The sequence below is a fragment of the Devosia sp. P3_B2 genome (genome assembly GCF_056402875.1).
Genome location: NZ_JBFUGO010000001.1, coordinates 400931 through 421462, shown reverse-complemented (window position 1 = coordinate 421462; position 20532 = coordinate 400931). Strand labels below are relative to the sequence as shown.

The 20532-nt window shown below is 60.9% G+C and carries 16 protein-coding genes and 1 pseudogene; 10 read left to right on the top strand and 7 right to left on the bottom strand.

From position 1 onward, the window contains the following. Positions 1-135: 135 nt before the first annotated feature. The 4 genes from AC1DV8_RS02045 to AC1DV8_RS02030 are packed head-to-tail and all read left to right on the top strand — an operon-like array spanning position 136 to position 3352. On the top strand, positions 136-1035 hold the full coding sequence (locus AC1DV8_RS02045) for a carbohydrate ABC transporter permease (RefSeq protein ID WP_477156382.1): 900 nt from the start codon (positions 136-138) through the stop codon (positions 1033-1035). Further along, the gene (locus AC1DV8_RS02040; protein ID WP_477148160.1) at positions 1032-1859 is read left to right on the top strand and encodes a carbohydrate ABC transporter permease; all 828 of its coding nucleotides are present in this window, start codon (positions 1032-1034) and stop codon (positions 1857-1859) included. Before AC1DV8_RS02045 ends, AC1DV8_RS02040 begins: the two co-directional genes overlap by 4 nt. A gap of 3 nt (positions 1860-1862) precedes the next feature. Continuing rightward, positions 1863-2954 carry a Gfo/Idh/MocA family protein gene (locus AC1DV8_RS02035; RefSeq protein WP_477156289.1) on the top strand — a complete coding sequence of 364 codons (1092 nt, stop codon included), beginning with the start codon at positions 1863-1865 and terminating at the stop codon, positions 2952-2954. Positions 2955-2971: 17 nt separating this feature from the next. Beyond that, positions 2972-3352, top strand: a complete 381-nt coding sequence (locus tag AC1DV8_RS02030) for a cupin domain-containing protein (protein WP_477156288.1) — start codon at positions 2972-2974, stop codon at positions 3350-3352. Positions 3353-4313: 961 nt separating this feature from the next. On the opposite strand, the gene AC1DV8_RS02025 is transcribed toward AC1DV8_RS02030, so the two are convergent. The 5 genes from AC1DV8_RS02025 to AC1DV8_RS02005 all read right to left on the bottom strand — a co-directional run bounded on the left by AC1DV8_RS02025 (position 4314) and on the right by AC1DV8_RS02005 (position 9862). Continuing rightward, positions 4314-5507, bottom strand: coding sequence for an ABC transporter ATP-binding protein (locus AC1DV8_RS02025; RefSeq protein ID WP_477156287.1), 1194 nt, complete (start codon positions 5505-5507; stop codon positions 4314-4316). Positions 5508-5517: 10 nt separating this feature from the next. Continuing rightward, the gene (locus AC1DV8_RS02020) at positions 5518-6552 is read right to left on the bottom strand and encodes a Gfo/Idh/MocA family protein (protein ID WP_477156286.1); all 1035 of its coding nucleotides are present in this window, start codon (positions 6550-6552) and stop codon (positions 5518-5520) included. A gap of 4 nt (positions 6553-6556) precedes the next feature. Beyond that, positions 6557-7390 carry a carbohydrate ABC transporter permease gene (locus tag AC1DV8_RS02015; protein ID WP_477156285.1) on the bottom strand — a complete coding sequence of 278 codons (834 nt, stop codon included), beginning with the start codon at positions 7388-7390 and terminating at the stop codon, positions 6557-6559. Position 7391: 1 nt separating this feature from the next. Then, positions 7392-8225 carry a carbohydrate ABC transporter permease gene (locus AC1DV8_RS02010; protein ID WP_477156284.1) on the bottom strand — a complete coding sequence of 278 codons (834 nt, stop codon included), beginning with the start codon at positions 8223-8225 and terminating at the stop codon, positions 7392-7394. 200 nt (positions 8226-8425) lie between these two features. Further along, a complete protein-coding gene (locus AC1DV8_RS02005) occupies positions 8426-9862 on the bottom strand; it encodes an ABC transporter substrate-binding protein (RefSeq protein ID WP_477156283.1) in 1437 nt (478 codons plus the stop codon). A gap of 136 nt (positions 9863-9998) precedes the next feature. Between AC1DV8_RS02005 and AC1DV8_RS02000 the strand changes: the two genes are divergently transcribed. Then, positions 9999-11252: an ROK family transcriptional regulator gene (locus AC1DV8_RS02000; protein ID WP_477156282.1), complete on the top strand. Its 1254-nt coding sequence runs from the start codon at positions 9999-10001 to the stop codon at positions 11250-11252. A gap of 118 nt (positions 11253-11370) precedes the next feature. Here AC1DV8_RS02000 and AC1DV8_RS01995 read toward each other — a convergent pair. Further along, positions 11371-11635, bottom strand: a pseudogene (locus tag AC1DV8_RS01995) (GNAT family N-acetyltransferase); the annotation flags it as partial. A 527-nt stretch (positions 11636-12162) separates the two neighbouring features. Further along, positions 12163-12657 carry a DUF4405 domain-containing protein gene (locus tag AC1DV8_RS01990; protein WP_477156281.1) on the bottom strand — a complete coding sequence of 165 codons (495 nt, stop codon included), beginning with the start codon at positions 12655-12657 and terminating at the stop codon, positions 12163-12165. Positions 12658-13859: 1202 nt separating this feature from the next. Between AC1DV8_RS01990 and AC1DV8_RS01985 the strand changes: the two genes are divergently transcribed. The 5 genes from AC1DV8_RS01985 (at position 13860) to AC1DV8_RS01965 (ending at position 20527) form a co-directional block, all read left to right on the top strand. After that, positions 13860-15044: an ROK family protein gene (locus AC1DV8_RS01985; protein ID WP_477156280.1), complete on the top strand. Its 1185-nt coding sequence runs from the start codon at positions 13860-13862 to the stop codon at positions 15042-15044. Positions 15045-15155: 111 nt separating this feature from the next. After that, a complete protein-coding gene (locus AC1DV8_RS01980; protein WP_477156279.1) occupies positions 15156-16463 on the top strand; it encodes an ABC transporter substrate-binding protein in 1308 nt (435 codons plus the stop codon). Positions 16464-16631: 168 nt separating this feature from the next. Beyond that, positions 16632-17459: a carbohydrate ABC transporter permease gene (locus tag AC1DV8_RS01975; RefSeq protein WP_477149082.1), complete on the top strand. Its 828-nt coding sequence runs from the start codon at positions 16632-16634 to the stop codon at positions 17457-17459. Beyond that, complete coding sequence (locus AC1DV8_RS01970) at positions 17459-18361, top strand: carbohydrate ABC transporter permease (protein ID WP_477156278.1); 903 nt, start codon at positions 17459-17461, stop codon at positions 18359-18361. The genes AC1DV8_RS01975 and AC1DV8_RS01970 overlap by 1 nt, the downstream gene beginning before the upstream one ends. 24 nt (positions 18362-18385) lie before the next feature. Next, entirely contained in the window at positions 18386-20527 is a 2142-nt protein-coding gene (locus AC1DV8_RS01965; protein ID WP_477156277.1) for a beta-galactosidase, read from the top strand. The last annotated feature ends 5 nt before the right edge of the window (positions 20528-20532 follow it).

Below are 20532 nucleotides of genomic sequence, written 5' to 3'. Positions count from 1 at the left end.
GGCACGATTCGCGCTACACGCTCGCCTCTTCACCTCCCCTTCATGGGGGAGGTCGGGAGGGGGCCGTCTGTCTCAACGAGACTTCTAGAAATGACCAGACTAGCCACCACTGCTGAGAGCGTCGGAGACGCGCCGATGGGCGCCACGATCAGGCCCCGCCGCACCCACCGCGAGGCCCTCGCCTCCGCGATCCCGCTCCTCCTGCCTGCCCTCGTGATCTACGCACTGTTCAGCCTGCTGCCGATCCTCGCCACGTTCTGGCTGAGCTTCACCGACTCCCGCGGTCTCAACACCGAGGCGAACTTCGTCGGCTTCGCCAACTATGGCCGGGCCGCCGCCGATCCGATCGTCTGGCAAAGCCTCGTCCACACCTTCCAGTGGCTGCTCGGGCACCTGCTGATGGCCGGCGGGCTGGGTCTCGTCCTCGCCCTGCTGATCAGCCGGCTGAAACTGACCCGCGTGTTCTTCCGCACCGCCTTCTTCCTGCCCCACCTCGTCTCGCTGGCGGTCGTCGGCGTCATCTGGGCCAATATCTACGACCCGTTCTATGGCCTGCTGAACACCGGCCTCGAGCAGATCGGGCTCGGCGCGCTCACGCAAGGCTGGCTGTCCGACCCGCTGCTCGTCCTCTTCTCTGTCAACGTCGCGAGCTCGTGGCAGGGCTTTGGCCTCTACATGCTCCTGTTCATCGCGGGCCTGCAGAACATCGATCATTCGCTCTACGAAGCAGCCGAGATCGATGGCGCCAATGGCTGGCAGCAGCTCTGGCACGTCACGCTCCCCGGCCTCGCCGAAGTGATGACCTTCGTCGTCTCCCTGGCCATGATCAACGGCCTCAAGGGCTTCGCCACCGTCTTCGTAATGACCGATGGCGGCCCGTTCTACCAGAGCGAGCTCATCACCACTTACATCTACAGGCTGGCCTTTTCGATGCAGGATCATGGACTTGCCGCAGTGCTCTGCGTGCTGCTGAGCGCGCTTGCCATCGGCATCACCGTCGCCTTCAACCGCTGGCGCGCGAGGTTCGCCAAATGAGCCACCGCAAGTCCGAATGGCCGGCGGCCCTAGCGCTGCTCCCCGTCCTCGCCCTGGTGCTCGGACCCTTCCTCTGGCTGCTCGCTTCGAGCCTCAAGAGCGAAGCCGAGATCGGCCAGGCCAACCCCTTCGCCCTGCCCAAGCAGGCCATGTGGCAGAACTACGTTGACGCATGGCAGATCGGCGGCTTCGGCGACCTCCTCGCCAACAGCCTGCTGAACCTCGCCGGCGTCGTCGCCCTCACCCTCGTAGCCTGCGCCCCCGCCGGCTATGTCTTTGCCAAGCTGAAATTCCCCGGCAGGGAGTGGGTGTTCTACCTCGTCATCATCGGGCTCACGATCCCGGTGCAGGCTATCGTCATCCCGCTCTACGAGGTGCTGTTCAACCTGGGGCTGATCAACTCGCTCGCCGGCATAACGCTGGCGCAGGTGAGCAACGGCATCCCGTTCGGCATCTTCCTGATGCGGAGCTTTTTTGCCGGGGTGCCCGATGAACTGGTCGAAGCCGCCCGGATCGATGGCGCCAGCCACTTCCAGATCCTGCGCAAGGTGATGCTCCCCCTCGCCGCCCCGGCGCTGCAGGCGCTGGTGATCATCTCGGCGCTCTCGACCTGGAACGATTTCTTCCTGCCGCTGGTAGTGCTGATCAGCTCCGAAGTGCAGACGCTGCCGCTCGGCCTCGTCCGCTTCGCGTCCACCTATTCCACCGATTTTCGGCTGGTGTTCTCGGGCACCGTGATCACCTTCCTGCCGGTGATCCTCCTCTACATCCTGACCCAGAGGCGCTTCACCGAAGGCCTCACGCAAGGCGCATTGAAAGGCTGATTTATGCCGCACCACGTCCCGCGGGAGATCCGCTACAATTTCGAGTACGAGCGGCGGCTCAAGGCCTGCTTCATCGGCGCCGGTGGCCACGCCTACCGCAACGTCTACCCGACCTTCCGCTACGCGCCGGTCGATCTCGCGGCCATCTGCGATCTGTCCGAGGAGCGGGCCGAGGGTTTCGCGAAAGTGTTCGGGGCGGAGCGCACCTACACCGACCACAAGGCGATGCTGACGGCCGAGAAGCCGGACGTGGTCTTCATCGTCACCAACTACACCGAGGACGGCCACGTGCGGGCGACGGCACTGGCACGCGACTGCGTCGAGGCGGGCGCCCATGTGTGGATGGAAAAGCCGACGGCGGCGAGCCGGGCGGAAGTCGAGGAGCTGATCGCGGTTTCGGCTCGCACCGGCAGGAACATCATGACCGGGCTGAAGAAGACCTTCTTCCCCGCCGTCGAGAAGCTCAAGGACATCGTCACGGCCCCGGAGTTCGGCCGGCTGACTTCGCTCACTGTGCGCTACCCGCAGGGACTGCCGCCGCCCGCCAAGCGCGGCGACCTCGTCGCCATGCAGCACTTCATCGACCACATCTACCACCCGGGCGCGATCCTCAACTTCCTTGGTGGCGACATCGAGCGCGCCAGCTTCGAGTGGGAGCCGGTGAACGGCGCCACCATCACCTCCATCCGCTTCAGGTCCGGCGCCGTCGGTGCCCTCCACATGACTGCAGGCCAGAGCTGGGCCGGGCCGCTCGAGCGCATCGAAGCGATCGGCGAGGGCAGCCACGCCGTGGTCGAGAACGGGGTGAAGCTGACGCACTACAGGAAGGCCGCGCTCCCCAGCTATGGCCGCGCCTCGAGCTGGATCCAGCCCGAGGAGAGCGCCACGGTCCTGTACGAGCCCGAGTTCTCGCTCGGCCAACTCTACAACAACAACATGTTCACGCTCGGCTACGTGCCGGAGGTGCTGCACTTCTGCGAGGCGGTGCTGGAGGGGCGGATCATCACCAAGGGCACGCTACAGACCGCGCTCGAGATCATGAAGCTGTACGACTTTTACGCCGCGACGCCGCATGGCGTGTCGGCCGCCATTTGAGCGCGAGGAGCCATTTGATGACGATCGAGACTTTCGTTTCCCGCGCTGAGGATGGCGAGCTTGTCCAGACCGGCTGGGGCGAGCTCAACTGGAAGATCACCGACCAATCGATGGCCGGCACCGAGATGACTTTCGGCACCTGCTTCATCAAGCCGGGGGAGCGCAACCCGCTGCACTCGCACCCCAACTGCGAGGAGTTCCTCTACGTCGTCTCCGGCCAATGCCAGCACCGGCTGGGCGAGGACGTGGTGATGCTCGGCGCCGGCGACATCATCCGCATCCCGCGCGACGTTCGCCACTGGGCCCGGGCGATCGGCACCGAGCCGGTATTCGCGCTGATCATGTTCTCGACGGGCAAGCGCCAGGCGGTGGACCACGAAGGCGGTGGGGTAGCGTGAGCGGAAACGTCCGCTTTGGGCCAGAAGCGGTCGTTCCAGCATTTCTGACGAGTGCACCTAATGTCCAGCTGGCTGCCATCAAGTCGGCCAGCGAACTGGCGATGGAATGAAGCGCCCTAATGCAAAGTGCGAAACTGGCCACTGGAGAATGGCCCGACCGCATCGCGAATTCAGGCGGCGAACTAGCGGTCTCCAGTTGGGTTCGCACGACCGCCAGGGCGAATAGAGAGGCCCTTCCCGAGGGTTAGCCGAGGCACCTGCCATAGACCATGAAAATCATTAATATCAATGAGTTAGTGGCGGCGCACCAAGTCCACCAAAAAACAGGCTCCGCTTGAGGGCGGAGATCCGCGAACCTAACCCGCATTCTCCAGGACGAGCGGCGGAAGAGCCCGCAAACTCGGGCACTTAGAGGAAACAGCCGTCGCGCTTTTGAACCCGTCCACGCCAAAAGCCGCGTGCCGCTTGCTGGGATTGCATTGCCGTAAAGTGGGATCGAGTTGTCGTCGCCCGCACAACCTGGGCGTTAGCGCGGTCCTGGCGCGCGCTGCGAACCTGCCATGTCGCCCAACGCTCACGCGGGGCATTTGCGCGGGATCGTAGTGCACTTTGGCGACTTTAGTTGCGGTATCAAAACAAACCGCGCGATCCGCCACAGCATTTCTTAGATTACCCTCGAATACGAGGGACATAGCATGCAATGGCGATGCCATTCGAAATGACGCGTCATTTCACTTGGCAATAAGATCTAGAAGTTTAGGAAATATTACTACCAAGGGTTGTTGCCAGCCGGAGCGCAGTGATCATTATTTACCTCGTCCTGATTCTGAGGATGAGAATCTATGGTCAACCTACCGTGCACCCCACAGATCGAGATGATGCCGGTTGGCTCTCTCAGACCCTACGCACGCAACGCTCGCACACACTCTATGCTTGCCTCTTCACCGTCCTCGAGTCGCCGCTAGAAGATGCGTTCGCTGGTCGCCTCGTCAAAGAAATGCAGCCGCCGCATGTCGACAAAAAGCGACATAGCTCCAGTATCCGCAGTGAGACGCTCCGCACTCACCCGAGCTGTAAACTTGGCGCCCCTTGCACTCGAGCGCTCCCCATCGTTTAGAACCTGCTTTAGGTCTTCGCCCACCTGCGGCGTTGGCAGATCGAAATGCAGATATGCATCGGGGCCTACGAGCTCCGAGACAGCCACCTCTACGCCGATGGGCTGCGCCAAGTCCCCAACTTCCTGAGGAGCAATAGCGAAAAACTCCGGGCGGATACCCATCACCACACGCTGTCCGCCATAGGCCAACAGAGCTTCGAATGTCGGAGCGTTGTCGCGGGTGACTCTCATTCGCACGCCGGTTCCGGGTATGTCGGCCTGTAGCGAGTCTCCTTGTACCGAAAGGTCCGCATATAGGAAGTTCATGGCAGGAGAACCGATGAACCCTGCCACAAACATGTTGCGTGGCTCGCGGTACAGCTTCTGTGGACTGTCACACTGTTCGAGGCTGCTGCTCCGGTTCGGCAAGTGGGGCGACAGAACCGCGACCCGGTCCCCGAGAGTCATCGCCTCTACCTGGTCGTGCGTCACGTAAACAGTGGTCACGCCCAAGCGCTGGCGGAGCAGCTTGAGCTCAGCTCGCATCTGAACCCGAAGCTTCGCGTCGAGGTTTGAGAGTGGCTCGTCCATCAAATAGATAGCAGGGTTACGAACGATGGCACGTCCCATGGCGACTCGTTGCCGTTGTCCGCCAGACAGGGCTCCTGGCTTTCGGTCGATCAGTGCCTCTAGGTCGAGGATTCGCGCTGCCACCATGACTTTCTCGCGCGCCACATCAGCGGGAACTTTTCGCTGTTGGAGGCCGAACACCATGTTTTCAAACACCGTCATGTGGGGATAGAGCGCGTAGTTCTGGAAGATCATGGCAACATCGCGATCCTTCGGATCCACGTGGCTGACATCCTTATCCCCCAGGAAGATACGGCCATCTGTCAGAGCTTCCAGGCCCGCAATCATCCTTAGTAGTGTGGATTTGCCACAGCCAGAAGGGCCAACCAGCACCAGAAACTCACCGTCCTCCACGGAAATGGAGACGTTGGAAATAGCGCGGACATCGCCATACATTTTGCCGACGTTGTCGATGACTAGGGATGCCATCCGTCGTACCTCAGTACTTGACGCCGACCGGCTGACCGGACCGCGCGCTTTCTTCGATTGCGGAGAGAACGCGGGTAACGCGCAGTCCATCGTCCACGGTTGCCAGAAGAGGCGCGTCTGTCAGCACGGCGTCCACGAAGCGGGCAATGGACTCGTAAACAAAGCCGCCCACCCGCCCGACGCCAGTGGGCGTCACGCCGAGGAGGTCTCTGTACTTGATCCCCTTCCCCGTCATTTGTCGGTAGGCGCCATTGTGGGAGGGGTTCAACTGGATCTGCCCCCTTTCACCTACCAATCCCACTTCGAAGTCGAAGACCTGCGGATTATCCGGCGACAGTACCCAGCTGTTCTCGATGGTCAGGATTGCACCACTGGCGAATTCCAGCATCGAAAGGTGAACGTCGGCGGTGTCCACCCCCTTCGACTTCAGATGCCCGTCGTGGCGCATGGCAAAGACCCGCACAACCTCATCACCCAGAATGAAGCGTAGTGCATCGACTAGATGTGATCCGAGAAACCACAGGGCCGACGAGCGGCTTGCCCAACTGAGCATCTCGAGGGGAACAAACGTCGTGTTCGACAACCGGCCGTTGCCGTGGATCAATCGGCCGAGCGTGCCGGCCGCCACTTCCTCGCGGGCGGAGACGATGGCCGGATTAACGCGGTTATGAAAGTCGACCATGATTTTGCGATCACAGCCGGCTGCTGCTTTTCGGATCGCCTCAGCCTCCTCGACAGTGGTGGCGAGCGGTTTTTCACTCAGCACGTGCTTTCCGGCCGCAAGAGCATCGACAATCAGCGGTGTGTGGGTGAAGTCTGGTGTTGCGATGGTGACGGCATCGATGCCGTCAAGTTCGAGCATCTTGAGATGATCGGTAAACACGTTGTTCACGCCGTAAGTCTTGGCCATAGCCCGCGCCCGGTCCTCCTGAAGATCGCAGATCGCTACAAGGCGGGTGTTCGGGAGGGTATTGAACACATGGGCGTGCTGGCCGCCCCAGACGCCGGAACCGATTACGGCGACGTTAAGTATGTCGTGGCTCATTTTTCTATCCTTTTACCGCGCCGAAGGTGAGACCCCGGACCACGTATTTGTCGAAGACGAGGAAGATGATCATTGGCGGCAACATGGCGACCACTGCGGCCGAGGCAATGAAACTCCATGTCACCCCCGTCGAAGCGAAGTATCCGAGCGTCCCGATCGGCAGGGTTGCGGTCTGTTGCGATGAGAGGACCAGCGGAAATGCCGCGTTGTTCCAGGCGAAGACGAAGGCAAACATCGACGTGACAATCAGCCCGGGACGAACTAACGGCAGGATGATCCGTAGAAGGATCGTCAAGTAGCTTGCGCCGTCGACGCGAGCTGCCTCTTCGATCTCTACCGGCACTTCGTCGATGAAGCTCTTCATCAGCCAGATTGAGAAGGGAATGGTCAGGGTTTGCAGGACCAGGACCATAGAAAGGTAGGTTCCCGCCAAGCCCAGATTCGTCATCAGGATGAAGTAGGGGATCAAGAAGGCAACCGGCGGAGCCATCAGAAGCCCCAGATACCAGAGCATGATCTGTTTCTTGTATCGGATCCTGAAGCGGCTGAGGGCGTACGCGGCGGGCACCGAGAACGGAAGGTTCAACACCACCGCACCCACCGCCACGATGAGGCTGTTCACTACCTGCTTAGCATTGGCCCCAGGCTCGACAAGCGTATGCTTGAGGGCATCCAAGGTCGGTTCGAATGCCAGAACGGGCGGCATCGTGAAAGCCGTGGACGGGGGACGGATCGCAAGAAGGATGAACCAGAAGATCGGCCCTATAAAGAAAAGTAGCACCAGCGCTAAGAGCGTGTAGGTCGCCAGCCTTTTGAGGAGTGTGGTTTGGCCAATCATCTCACCACTCCCACTTTCGGAAGGCAAAGAAGGCATAGAGGCCGACTATTGCGTTCACGATGATCACCACCAGCCAGGTAGTGGCGCTGGCCATCCCGACGTTAAAGTCGACTAATCCCTGCTGATACAGCGTGTAGCCGAGCGTCCGGGACGATGTGCCAGGACCACCTCGAGTCAGGACGAGCACGAGGTCAAAGGTGTTGAAGAGCTGCATGAACCGAAGGATGAGGACGATCAGCGATGTCTTCATGATCAGCGGCAGTTTGATCCGCCACAGGATCGTCGACGCAGAAGCACCGTCCAGCCGCGCCGCTTCGATCAATTCGGGAGAGACCGAAAGTAGTCCGGCGTAAAGGGTAATCGCAAAGAACGGCGTCCACTGCCACACATCGGCAACTAGAATGGCGAGCAGCGAAGTGTTGACGCTTCCGAGGATACCTGCCGAGGGAGGATCTATTCCGACAGAGGTCAGGAGCCACGGGATGATGCCTCCAGACGGGTCGTACATGTAGCGAAAGAGGAAACCCACCACGATTGGCGCGATGGTCGTCGGCATAATCAGGATTGCGCGACTAATGCTCATCCCCGGCAGACGGTTCGCCAAAAGCAGGGCGATGGCAAGACCAAGGGTGAACTCCAGGGCGGTGCCACTGAAGGTCAGCAGAAGCGTATTCAACAGCGACGGAAGGACTTCAGGTCCGGAAAGCACCAGCTCGTAGTTGGCGAACCCGACAAACATAACGGGTTCGGGACTGGTCTGAAGATTCCAAAAATAGAAGCTGTTCTTGAGCGCAAAGACGAGAGGAAAGGCCACTAGGCCGACCAACAGGATCACCGACGGCGCAATCAGAAGGATGGGCAGGTGCGACCGAACACGGCCCCGAGAGGGCCGGGACCCCGGCAGAACGGTAGTTTGGTTTGGCACGAGATGACCCCTCGCCCTGAACATCGTGACTGACATACGCTGACCTTTGGCGGCGGGGGGCCACCCCAGCGCCGGGAGAAGGAAAGCGCTGGAGTGGCCGGGCCTTTTCGTCAGCTGAGGCTGGCGATCAGGTTCGCTGTCGCTTCAGGCGTGTCATCGAAACTGGGCAAGCTGTAGGGAAGCATGAAGTTCCCTTTTAGCGTGTTGGTGAACAGTGTCTCGACCTGCGCGAGGGCATCTTTTGGACTCGCTTGCCCAATCAGCACCTTATTGAGCTCTAGCCCAAAGATGCCTTCCAAAGTCGTGTAGACCGGTGCCGGCGGGCGAGCGATCTTGCCATTGCCAACCTCGAGCATGCTGAGTTGATCGCCCAAATAGGGATAGTGCTGGGCGAGATCGCTGTCACGGTAGAGCGACCGGCGAGCAAAGTCGGAGAACTGGTAGCCGTATTTGTCGACCAGGCCCATCTTCTTCTGAGTTTCCGCGGAACTGGACCACTTCAAGAAGGCCCAGGCTGCATCAACCTTATCGGTCGTCGATGGGATTCCGAAGCTATAGCCACCGAGACTAACCGTACGCGGATGAACACCATCGGTCGGGACCTGTGCCACCGCGAAATCGTCCCCCACGACTGACTTCTCGCCGGTCATGTAGCCGTTGTTGCGGATCAGGTAGAAATAGGGTGTCCACCAATAGAACATGCCAATGTCGCCCTTACCAAAACGCGTTCCGGCGTCAAACCAGACGTAGTTGATCGCTTCTTCGGGGGACCAGCCATAGAGAGCCTGATATTGCTCGACAGCGGCCAGCATCTCAGGCGAGTTGATTGCCGGGGTGAAATCCCACTGCCCTTCAGGGAACTGCTTGAACCACCGACCGCCATAGCTGGCACCCAGTTGGCTGAACATGTGGACGATAGGCGTCGGCTGCGAGCCGCAGATTACTGTCCCCTTCATCTGGGTTCCATTCACGGTCTGACCGTGAATGCGAGCGACGATGTCGTTGTATTCGGTCCAGGTCCAGTTGCTGGATGGGGCCGCAATCCCAAGCTTGTCGAAGACTGAGCGGCGATACATCACCCCCTGCCCGTAAGCAGCGACCGGCACCGTGGCCAAATGTCCCCGCCAGGTGTTGAGCGAATGGAGGACCTGCGGAACGAAATCGCCGATATCGAATTCGGCGTCCCCACGCGCCAGGTCGTCCAGTGTACGAATCCAACCATTGTCGACGTATTGCCCGGACCACATCTGGTCCACCGTAACAACATCGGCGTCGGCGGACTTGGAAACGAAGGACGACACGAGCCGCGCCTGCATCGCATCGTAGGACAGCGATTCAAGCTCGACTTTAATCCCCGTCTTGTCGGTGAAGTCACCGAGAACTTCCTTCAGCGCGAAGAAGAAGGGGTCTTCTACCGACAGCACTCGGATCGTATCGCCCCCTTGCGCCAGGGCCGGTGCCGCCAGCGAACCGACCGCCGCCCCCGCCGCTACACCTGCGCTCGCCTTAAGGAAACCGCGGCGAGAAATCTGACCTCGTGAAAACATCTATCCCTCCTGTTGGGCAGCGTTTCCATCCCGCCGCCTATTTGTTTGTGTCTCTCACATATTAATTCCATTGTCAAATGCCGGTGGGATGCCTATCTTCCCGGCAGCCCCCTGATGATCGCGGAAGGCGGTGACTATGATCAGAAAAAACAAACACTTGGAGGCGCCATCGTTGACGGATGGAGGCCGCGAAAAGTCTGCTGCAGCGGCAGATCAGGCGGGGTTTCCGATCTTCTCCGCCAGCCAGATTGGCATATCCAACAAGCGGCGTGTGCTGCAGATGCTCTTCGACCTGGGACCCACAAGTCGCGCAGAGCTCGCTCGCCTGACGGGGACCAAGCGCACAACTATTACCGGCATCGTCCAACCGATGATCGACGCCGACCTGTTGGTGGAAGCCGAGCCCACGGAAAAGCGAGGGGTGGGCAAGCCAGCTCGCCCCCTTTGGTTCTCGCCTTCGGCGACCCCCGTATGTTCGGCGGTTCTTATGCCCGGTTGGATCGAGACCGCGATGATCACGCTTAGGGGAGACGTGAAGGCTCATCGTGTCGTTAGAATGCCAACGGAAAAGCGCAGACGCGAGGACTACGTTGAAGCTCTATTTGCGGGAATTCAAGGCGCTCTCGATGAAACCGGAAGCGCCCCCCTCGGGATCGGAGTTGCAGTTGGTGGAATGATCGAGCCGAACGATGGCTCGATCGTCGCGATGAACCTTGCTCCTTCGCTCGCCGGGCTCGAATTGGGGAAATTGCTCGAGGACCAATTCGGCGTACACGCGGTGATTGACCATCATCCTCGAGCAATTCTCCTCGGTGAACGATGGTTCGGAGTCGGCCGGGGCCTCGGCAACTTTGCTGTCGTTTACGCCGACGAGGTTCTGGGATGCGCAATGTACCTGGACGGCAAGACGTTTCGAGGACCGCACGGCTCTGGCGGTGAGTTAGGCCACACGATTGTCGATCTGGACGGAGCCACCTGTACATGCGGCAAACGGGGATGCTGGGAAACCGTCGCAACCCTACCCTGGCTTAGGGCTCGCGCCATCGAACTCGGCCTCCCAGGGGCAGAGACGCTGGACGTCGAGAAGTTGGTCTCCCTATGCGAGGACGAGCCAACCGCGAACAAGCTGCTCGCGCGCTATGCTCACAACCTGGCCATCGGGATCGCCAACCTTCAGACCCTGATGATGCCAGATAACTTCATAATTTACGGCAACGCTCGTCGGGGCAGCGAGAAGCTTGAGCACTTCCTAGCGCGCGAAATCACGGCACTTGCCCCTTCTATCCCCGGGAACCCAATTCAGGTGCTTATGGGTAAAGACGAGCAACTCATTACCCTCAGAGGAGCCGCTGGTCTGGTGATCAGCAAACAGCTAGAGATCGAATACTGACCAAAGTTGGATTGCCCACGTGGTCAGTTCCGGCCTGCGGTGCGGTTCTTGGAAAGGCAGAACTGCATCTTAAACGTCCCAGACCTTCTAGGCCCGAAGGGAACGCCGGGTTTCTGCCTTACGAGGCAGGGGGGAATCTTCGTATCTGGAAACCGGTCTTGTTCTGGTCAAAACCTGCGTCCTGGTAAAATTTGAGGATAGCCGGACGCTTCAAACCCGTGAGCAGCATTACCTGTGGCAGCCGGCACGCCATGCCGCCTCCGTCGCGTCTTGAGGATGGCTTTGTCATGTCCCCTATTCCCATGTGCAGAGTCGGTCACGACATTTTCGATCAAAGCATATGGCGCACCGCCGAGCGTGAGATTCGGGATAACGACGAGCGAGTTCGGCGAGAACTTACAGCCCGACTGGTCGAGGCCTAGCACGTCGCAGGTGGCGTCCATCATTGACGCCCTTCACACCTGCCTATATGTACGCGACTCACACTAATCAACGAATGCTTGACGGCGGTCCGATGTATAGTCGCGGAGCGCCGTTTCCATGCTTGAGGAGCGAGCACGTGCCTTTCACCGGGGGACAGACCATCACGCAATCTGGGAGATGCTCGTCCGAAAAGACGTCGGCGGGTTCGTCGCGGTCTCCAGTTGGGCTAGCGGGACCGCTAGGGCGAATAGACCCGACCTTTCCAAGGGTTAGCCGAGGCACCCAATGGAGACCAGAAAAAACTTCAATATCAATGAGTTAGTGGCGGTCCGGGAGGGATTCGAACTGGTGGTGGAGTTGATCATCCTAACCCTCGGAAATGACTAACGAATTTCCGGCCCAATCATTCTCTAAGTTATTGATCGCGTTGGGTTATCGGCCCTTGCCGCGCCATCGCTCCACCACCAAATGTACGCCAAGCGGTAGCCTATTGGGTCCGCTTTGCGCCACTGGCTGCCAGGGCATCAGGATTCTGCCGCATCTGCAGCATCTGCAGGGCGTAGTGACCGATCACTGCCCCAAGCCCGACGATTGCAGCGTGGTGGACGAAGAAGCCCAGCGCCTCGCTCTCAAAATCCCACAGCAACAGCGCCATCTCCGTCGTCAACTTCGAACCAAGGTTCACTGCCGCCAGACCCTGAATACCCAATGCCCCCACCACGATCACAATCGCCCGAAGCGCATAGGTCCGGAGCCGGCTCTGGGAGATTATTCCACAGAGCTTGCGTACGACGCCCATGATCATGGTCCAGTGCAGGCCGAGGTGAACGGAGACGATGAGCAGCGCCACATAGCCGAGCATCGCATGCATCTGACGGGCACTGAAGGAACTGGTGATGGGCAGGAAGCTAAACACGGCCTCCGAGATGATGACGCTGGTGGCTAGCAATGCCAGCATCGACACCAGCAGCGATACGTTCACACCCTTGACGACGAGCTGGCGCGGCTCCAGTCGGCCCTTAGCAATTGTGCCGTACCAGCGGCGGTTGAAGAGGCTGTGACCGATCAGCAGGGCGAACTGCTGACGAAAGAGTCAACCCAGTACGCCGATCTGCACATCGCCGACTACGCCGAGAAGCGGGCTGCCCGGAGGCGTTCTGGACTGGGGCAAGCGGCACTCAGGGTGGCGATCCCGCCAAGCTGGCACAGGCACTCATCACTCTCGACCAGCAGGCTGATCTTCCGTCCCGCTTTTTCGCCGGTGCCGACGCAATCGCAACGGCCGAGCAGAAGGTCGCCACGTTGAAGCAGCAGATCGAAGCCTACCGCGAGCTGTCGAGTTCGATGCAGATCGACGGGTAGGCGCGAGGCCGCGAAAGCTTTGCATGAGCCCGGGTGCGCCGATTCAGCGGCTCGGGCTCGAAGCCGGCGCAACACGCCCCCGCCCCGCGCGCGCCGCTAGAGGCGACGGTTTTTGAGAGTCCGCGCTGGTTCAGAAGCGGTCGGGCGGAGTATGTGCGCAGGGCCCCCATTGTCCCATTGGACACTATGAAGTCCACCCGCGAACTGGTGGTGGAATGAAGCGCCCCAATGCCAAGTGCTAAATGGCCCGTGAGAGAATGGCCCGACTGCATCGCAAAATCGGGGCTCCCAATTCGCCGTCTCCAGTTGGGTTCGCGCGGGTGCCGGGGCGAATAGACTCGACCTTTCCGAAGGTTAACCCAGGCATCCTTTGGAGTCCAAAAACACAGGTAATATCAATGAGTTAATGGCGGGGAGGGAGGGACACGAAATGGTGGTGGAATTGATCTTGCTAACCCCCGGATATGTCTAAGGAATTTCGGGCACCATCGTTCTCTAAGTTATTGATCGCATTAGCTTATCCACTCGTGTACCACCTTAGTGGCGACCCACTCCACCACAGGTTGCGATCTCGCCCGCTCCCTTTGCGCCAAGTGCGGACGAGCTTGTAACCGATTGAAGCAACCGGAGTCGCAGTGACTCCGGAGGGCCTGGACGCCCCGCCGCGGATCGCCGCAATCGTCGAACGGGCTACCGCGGTAGCTTTCACTGCGGAGCGACAACGGACGTTCGGCCTCATCAGAAAAAGGCGGACTCTGGCACGGTTCTGGTCTATGCCGACGCTCGTTGCCGGTCCGCCGGCCTTTTGCAACTGGTCCGTGAATGAAGCGCCAGCCCACGACGTCGAGTCTGTTACGCCGACTCAATCGTTCGGCCGTGGTGGATTTGATCCGCACCGAAGGAGTGACATCACCTTCGAGCCTCGCCGAGCGACTGAACATCAGCATCCCGACGGTGATGCGGGTGATCGAGGATCTGATTGCCGAGGATTTGGTGGCGTATGACGGGTTTGACGAGGCCAATGTCCGGGGCCGGCCTCGGGCGCGCGTCAAGTTCCGCGGTGCGGCGCATGCGATCATCGGTATCGAGGCCGGCAAGGGCGAGTTCTACGGCGCCGTGGCTAATCTCGAAGGCGCCGTGCAGACGGAGATGCACGAGACGGCCGACGATGATGGCGAGCGCAATTTCGAAAAGCTGGTCGGCCTGATCCGCCGGCTGATGGCGGCGCCCCGCCCGCGCGGCCAGACCATTCGCGGCATCGGCATTGGCCTGCCCTCGATCGTCCGGCAGCCGGAGGGCGAAGTGGTGCTGACGCTCGGGCTCGGTTGGCGCGACATGCCGTTGCGGGCGCGGCTCGGCGAGCATTTTCAGATGCCCATCGTTGTCGAGAACGGGCGCAACCTCGCCGCCGTGGGCGAATGGGGATTCGGGGCCGGGCGTGGCGCTGACAGCGTCGTGAGCCTCTCGATCGGGCCGGGTGCCGGCGCGGGCGTCGTGATCGACGGCAAGCTCTATGGCGGGCACTCGCATGCGGCAGGCGAACTCGGCTGGTATCTCGATGACCCTCTCCTCACCGGGCGGCCGTTCGAACATCTGGGCGACAAGCAATCGCTGCGCTTCTTCGGCATCCCCGAACAGGCGACCAGGATGCTCGAAGAGGCCAACACGCACTATGCGGCGGGGAAGCTCACGCTGGCTGCCGTCACCGACCGGCAGGCGGGCAAAATCGCGCCAGTCGTGACCGAACTACTCGACTACGCGACCATGGCGGTGGGCAGTGTTGCTGCCTTCATGAACCCCGAAATCATCGTACTGGCGGGCCGGGTCGTCGGCGGCGGTGATCTGGTGCTCGATGTGCTGCGGCATCGCCTCAAAGGCAATGTGTACGACCCGCCGCGCCTCGTGATAGGCGCGCTGGGGCACCGCGACATCGTGCTTGGAGCGGTGCGCCTAGTGCTCGATGCGACCACGCTCAACCCTGCCAACAGCCTCGCGATGGCCGACTGAAGATCAATCGTTCGCGATTGACATCGACGGAATCTCGGCATTAAGTTTCTAACTGAAAGAAAAAATGCGCCCTGCGTCGTGCAGGAGCGTATCTTTCGTGGGAGGACTTCAATGACGAAGATTTTCAATCCGCTCGGGCGGACGATGCAGCGTCGTGACTTCTTGAAAGTTGCGGGTGCGAGCGTTGCGGTGGCCGCCCTGCCAGCGGCAGTTCGTGGTGCCGATCCCGTCAAGGTGGTGCTGTGGTCGTGGGTGCCGGATCTTCAGCTTCAGGTCGATATGTTCAACGCCGCGCACTCGGGCATCCAGGTCGAACTCGTGAATGCCGGCCAGGGCGACCCGGAGTATCAGGCGGTCCGTGCGGGCCTCCAGGGGGGCAGCGGCCTGCCCGACGTCGTCCAAATCGAATTCCAGCACCTCGAGAGCTTCCGCCAGTTGGACGCTTTCGCCGACATCGGCCAGTGGGCAAACCCGCACAAGGCGGAGTTCCCAGAAGGCACGTGGAGCCAGCTCGGCAAGGGCGATGTGGTCAACGCCATGCCGCAGGATACCGGTCCGATGGCGATGCTCTATCGCAAGGACGTTTTCGACAAGCATGGGATCACGCCGCCCACCACTTGGGCCGAGTTTGCCGATGCGGCCAAGAAGCTGCATGCGGCGGATCCCGATGTCTACCTAACGGACGCGCTGTTCAGCTCAGGCGACTGGGTCAATGCTCTGCTGTGGCCGATGGGCTGGAAGCCGGTCAGCCGCGATGGCGACAAGCTCGTGATCAACATCAACGACAAGATTTCTAAGGACTTCGCCGCCTATTGGCAGGACCTTATTTCCGCCGGTGTCATCGAGACCAAGCCGGGCTTCAACAATGAGTGGTACACCGGCCTCGACTCGGGCCGCTATGCCACCTGGCTCACTGCGGGCTGGGGTCCGGTGTTCCTGACCTCGTTCGCCAAGACCAGCGCGGGCCAGTGGCGTGCCGCCGATCTGCCGCAGTGGGACGCGAGCAAGTTCGCGACCGGCGCCTGGGGTGGCTCATCACTGGCCGTGCTGAAAGCGACCCAGCATCTGCCCGAGGCCGCCGAAGTCGCGATCTGGCTGTGCAGGGATCCCGAAGCCACAAAGCTCTACACTACCAAGCAATTCTTCTTCCCCACCACCAACGCGCTACTGTCGAGCCCGGAATGGGCGGGCAACAAGATGGATTTCTACGGCGGACAGGAAGTGAACAAGGTGTTCGCCAAGTCGTCGAATGCTGTGACGCCGTTTGAATGGAGCCCGTTCCAGAGCTTCTTGTACCAGTCGATGTCCGATGAATTCGGCGCCTCGCTCAGCGGCAACGGCACGCTGTCGGATGCGTTCGACCGCATCCAGGACGCCGTGGTCACCTACGCGCAGGAACAAGGCTTCACCGTAGCCTAATCTCCCGGGCAACGGCAGGGCGCGCCTGATCGGCGCGCCCGAACTCTTCATCTTGCCGGACGGGGGACCATGGCAATGTCGACTTCGCCAGCCGCTACGACGCACCCAGCGCGATCGGGCGGTTTTACGTCACGAAAGCTCGCGCCCTATCTCTTCTTGGCGCCATTCTTGCTGCTGTTCATCGCCTTCATCGTCGCGCCACTTGTGTATGCGTTCTACATGAGCCTGTTCCGCGACACGCTTGTCGGTGGCCGACAGTTTGCCGCTACCGCGGCCTATATCAAGGTGGCGGGCGACGCGAAGTTCTGGGGCGGCGTCTGGAACCTCGTTATCTTCGGGATCGTCCAGGTGCCGATCATGCTGGGTCTCGCTCTGCTGTTCGCCATCGTGCTCGATCGTGGCCAGATCTATGCCAAGGGCGTCTTCCGGCTCGGCTTCTTCCTCCCGTACGCCGTGCCGAGCGTAATCGCGACGATCATCTGGGGTTATCTTTACGGCCCTACCTTCGGCCCGTTCACGCAGATGGCCAAGGCGTTCAACCTGCCACCGCCGGACTTCCTGTCGCCGGGCGCGATGATCTTCTCGTTGGCCAATATCGCGACGTGGGAATATGTCGGCTATAATATGGTGATCTATTACGCCGCGCTGAAGGCGATCCCGTCGGACCTCGCCGAGGCCTCGCGGATAGATGGCGCCTCGCCCTGGCAATTTGCGCGGCTGATCCAGCTGCCGCTGCTGTGGCCGGCGATCCTGCTCACCATCATCTTTTCGATCAACGGCACACTGCAGCTGTTCAATGAGCCATATTTGATGCGCGCGCTCGCCAGAAACACCATCAATTCGAGCTACACGCCGAACCTCTATGCCTATTCGCTGGCGACTCAGAACCAGCAGTATGGCTATGCAGCCGCCGTCTCGTTCGTGCTTGGCATCGTGATCGCCGGTGCCTCCTACATCTTCACCCTGATCACCAACCGCCGGCGGCCGGAGCAATGATGACTGCGACCACCGACATCGCCACTTTCGAAGCTGCCAGGCGCCTGCCCGGCGAACGGCAGCGCTCGCGGATCATGCTCACGCTGCTGTTGTCACTGTTCCTCGTCTACAGCCTCGCGCCGCTGCTCTATCTGGTCCTATCGGCAACCAAAACAAATGGCGACCTGTTCGCCACGTTCGGCTTCGGCTTCGGCACCGAGTTCAACCTCTGGCAGAATCTGCTCGATCTGTTCTCGCGCGACAATGGCATGTTCCTGCGTTGGATGGTCAACAGCGTGCTCTACTCGACCATTTCGGGGGCAGGTGCGGCGCTGCTGGCAACAGCGGCGGGCTACGCATTCGCGAAGTTCAAGTTCCGCGGCCGAAATCTGACCTTTGGGCTCGTGCTGGGCGCGGTGTTTGTCCCGCAGACGGCCCTAGTGGTGCCGATCTTCCTGCTGCTGGCGCTTTCGGGTCTCAGCGACAATCCCCTGGGCGTGATCCTGCCCTCGATGATCTCGCCGATCGGTGTCTATCTGATGCGCGTCTATATCGAACAGGGCGTCGATGACGAACTGCTCGACGCCGCGCGTATCGATGGCGCCGGCGAGTTCATGATCTTCCGCGCCATCGTGCTGCGGCTGGTGGCGCCGGGCATGGTGACCGTGGCGCTGCTCTCGTTCGTCGGGACCTGGAACAACTACTTCCTGCCGCTGATCGTCCTGCGCTCGCAGGAGTATCAGCCGATCACGGTGGGCCTTGCGACCTGGTATCAACTCGCGCAGCAGGGCGGTGGCGGCGGACAGGTGCTGTTCTCGATCGTCATCACCGGCGCGCTGGTCAGCATCATCCCGGTCATCGTGGTGTTCCTGCTGCTGCAGCGGTTCTGGCAGGGCGGCCTCACCGCCGGCGCCATCAAATAGACTATCGCCTGGAGTTTTCCGACTATGACGACTGCCTCGAAATCCGCGCCGCTCTCTGTCTGGCGGCCGATCGCGACCGACACTTTCCTCGTCGGTGCCCCACATTACCCCGAGCATATCGATGAGAGCTATTGGCAGCGCGACGCCGACCGCATGGCAGCCGCGGGCTTCAACGCGGTGCGACTTGCGGAATTCGCCTGGCACATTCTAGAGCCGCATGAGGGGACGTTCGATTTCGATTTATTCGACCGGGCCATAGATGTGCTGGGCAAAGCCGGCATCAAGACCATCATGTGCACGCCGACGGCGACGCCCCCGCGCTGGCTGACGGCGCGTTATCCCGAAGTATTGCGCGTCGATGCCAATGGCCGCGCCATGAGCCATGGTTCGCGCCAGCACGCCAATCTTGCGAGCGGAGTGTTCCGCGAGCATTCGAAGCGCATCACTAAGGCGATGGCCGAGCATTATCGCGGCAATTCGCACATCATCGGCTGGCAGACGGACAACGAGCTCAACACTTCCGGGTCGCTGTCCTACGGACCGGTAACGCTGCTCGAGTTCCAGGCCTTCCTTCAGGACAAGTACAAGACCATCGCCGCGCTCAACGATGCGTGGGGCGGGCATTTCTGGGCCACCGCCTACGACGATTTCGATCAGGTGGTGCTGCCCCTCGACTACGCCCCGGCCCCGGTCGGGCCGACCCATGTGGTCGACTATCACCGCTTCCTCGCCTTCGTCACGGCGCGGTTCCAGCACGATCAGGTGCTGATCCTGCGCGCCACCAATCCGGACTGGTTCGTTTTCCACAATCTGGGCCGCATCGACGACATCGACTTCCGTGGCGAGTTCTCGACCGATCTCGATTTCCTCGGCTTCGACATCTACCCGTATCTTGATGACGAGAAGCAGCGTGTCGGCGGCGTCGGCGAAGCGCAGGCGCTTCAACTCGATATCTGCCGCGGCTTCACCGGCAATTTCATTGTGCCCGAGCAGCAATCTGGCTTCGGCGCACAGCCGAACTTTTCGACGCTGACGCCCGAACCCGGCGAGATGCGCCGCATGGCCTACACCTCGGTGGCGCGCGGCGCCGATGGCGTGATGTTCTTCCGCTGGCGGCCGGCACATTTCGGCGCCGAGATCTACTGGATGGGCATCATCGATCACGACGACATCCCGCGCCGCCGCTATGACGAGGCCAAGCAGTTTGCGGGTGAGGTTACGGCGCTCAAAGACAAGATCCTTGGCACGCATGTGCGCATGGATTTGGGCATCGCCGGATCAGATTTCGACAATCAGGAGATGCACCGCTCCTACCCCATCGGCCTGCCGAGCCCGCAGGACGATGCGACGCTTCTGCATCGCTATTGCTACCGGCACAACATCGCCTGCGGCTTCATCCATCCCGAGGACGATCTATCGAAGCTCAAGGCACTCTATGTGCCGCATTGGCTGAAATGGACCGATGCGTGGACGGCGCGCATCGAGGCCTTCGCCAAGGCCGGTGGAACGGTGATCCTCAGCGGTCGCACCGGATCCCGCGACGTCAACAACCACGTCATCCACGAGACCTCGCCGGGCAAGACGCTCTCGGCGCTGGCCGGTATCACGGTCGAGGAGTTCGGACGTTTGACGCCGGTCGGCGGCGATGGCCTGTTCGCGCATGGCGGCCGGTTCGGCGCCAACACGGTCCGCGAGAAGCTGCCGGCGACGTCGGCGAGCCGCCAATACGAGCTCAAGATCGGCAATGCGCAGGTGACGGCGGCGCATCTTTACGAGCTGCTTAATGTCGCCCCCGGCACCAGGGTAATCGGCCGCTGGGCGAACCGCTTCGCCGAGGGCGTGGCCGCAATGACCTCCCGTACGGTCGGCAAGGGCCAGGTGATCTACCTAGGTACGTACCTCAGCGATGCTCTGGTCGAGGTGCTGGCCGATCAAGTGCTGGCGCCCGCCGGTATCGTGCCGCTCATCGCCGACATGCCGGCCGGCGTCGAAGCGACCATCCGCGAGAGCAAGGACCGCCGCCTGCTTTTCATCCTCAATACGATGGGTGAGCTGGCAAGCATCGGTAATGTGCCTGCGGGCAAGAACTTGCTCGACGACGGCAAAGTACGCGGCGGTAAGCTGTCGCTACCGGCCTATGGATGCAGCATCATCGAACTCGACTAGGATGC

Bases quoted from the DNA above. Each gene is read 5' to 3' on its own strand.
- AC1DV8_RS01965 (WP_477156277.1), top strand. From the start codon at position 18,386: ATGACGACTGCCTCGAAATCCGCGCCGCTCTCTGTCTGGCGGCCGATC.
- AC1DV8_RS01980 (WP_477156279.1), top strand. From the start codon at position 15,156: ATGACGAAGATTTTCAATCCGCTCGGGCGGACGATGCAGCGTCGTGAC.
- AC1DV8_RS02045 (WP_477156382.1), top strand. From the start codon at position 136: ATGGGCGCCACGATCAGGCCCCGCCGCACCCACCGCGAGGCCCTCGCC.
- AC1DV8_RS02040 (WP_477148160.1), top strand. From the start codon at position 1,032: ATGAGCCACCGCAAGTCCGAATGGCCGGCGGCCCTAGCGCTGCTCCCC.
- AC1DV8_RS01970 (WP_477156278.1), top strand. From the start codon at position 17,459: ATGACTGCGACCACCGACATCGCCACTTTCGAAGCTGCCAGGCGCCTG.
- AC1DV8_RS02020 (WP_477156286.1), bottom strand. From the start codon at position 6,552: ATGAGCCACGACATACTTAACGTCGCCGTAATCGGTTCCGGCGTCTGG.
- AC1DV8_RS02000 (WP_477156282.1), top strand. From the start codon at position 9,999: ATGATCAGAAAAAACAAACACTTGGAGGCGCCATCGTTGACGGATGGA.
- AC1DV8_RS02005 (WP_477156283.1), bottom strand. From the start codon at position 9,862: ATGTTTTCACGAGGTCAGATTTCTCGCCGCGGTTTCCTTAAGGCGAGC.
- AC1DV8_RS02025 (WP_477156287.1), bottom strand. From the start codon at position 5,507: ATGGCATCCCTAGTCATCGACAACGTCGGCAAAATGTATGGCGATGTC.
- AC1DV8_RS02035 (WP_477156289.1), top strand. From the start codon at position 1,863: ATGCCGCACCACGTCCCGCGGGAGATCCGCTACAATTTCGAGTACGAG.
- AC1DV8_RS02030 (WP_477156288.1), top strand. From the start codon at position 2,972: ATGACGATCGAGACTTTCGTTTCCCGCGCTGAGGATGGCGAGCTTGTC.
- AC1DV8_RS02015 (WP_477156285.1), bottom strand. From the start codon at position 7,390: ATGATTGGCCAAACCACACTCCTCAAAAGGCTGGCGACCTACACGCTC.
- AC1DV8_RS01985 (WP_477156280.1), top strand. From the start codon at position 13,860: ATGAAGCGCCAGCCCACGACGTCGAGTCTGTTACGCCGACTCAATCGT.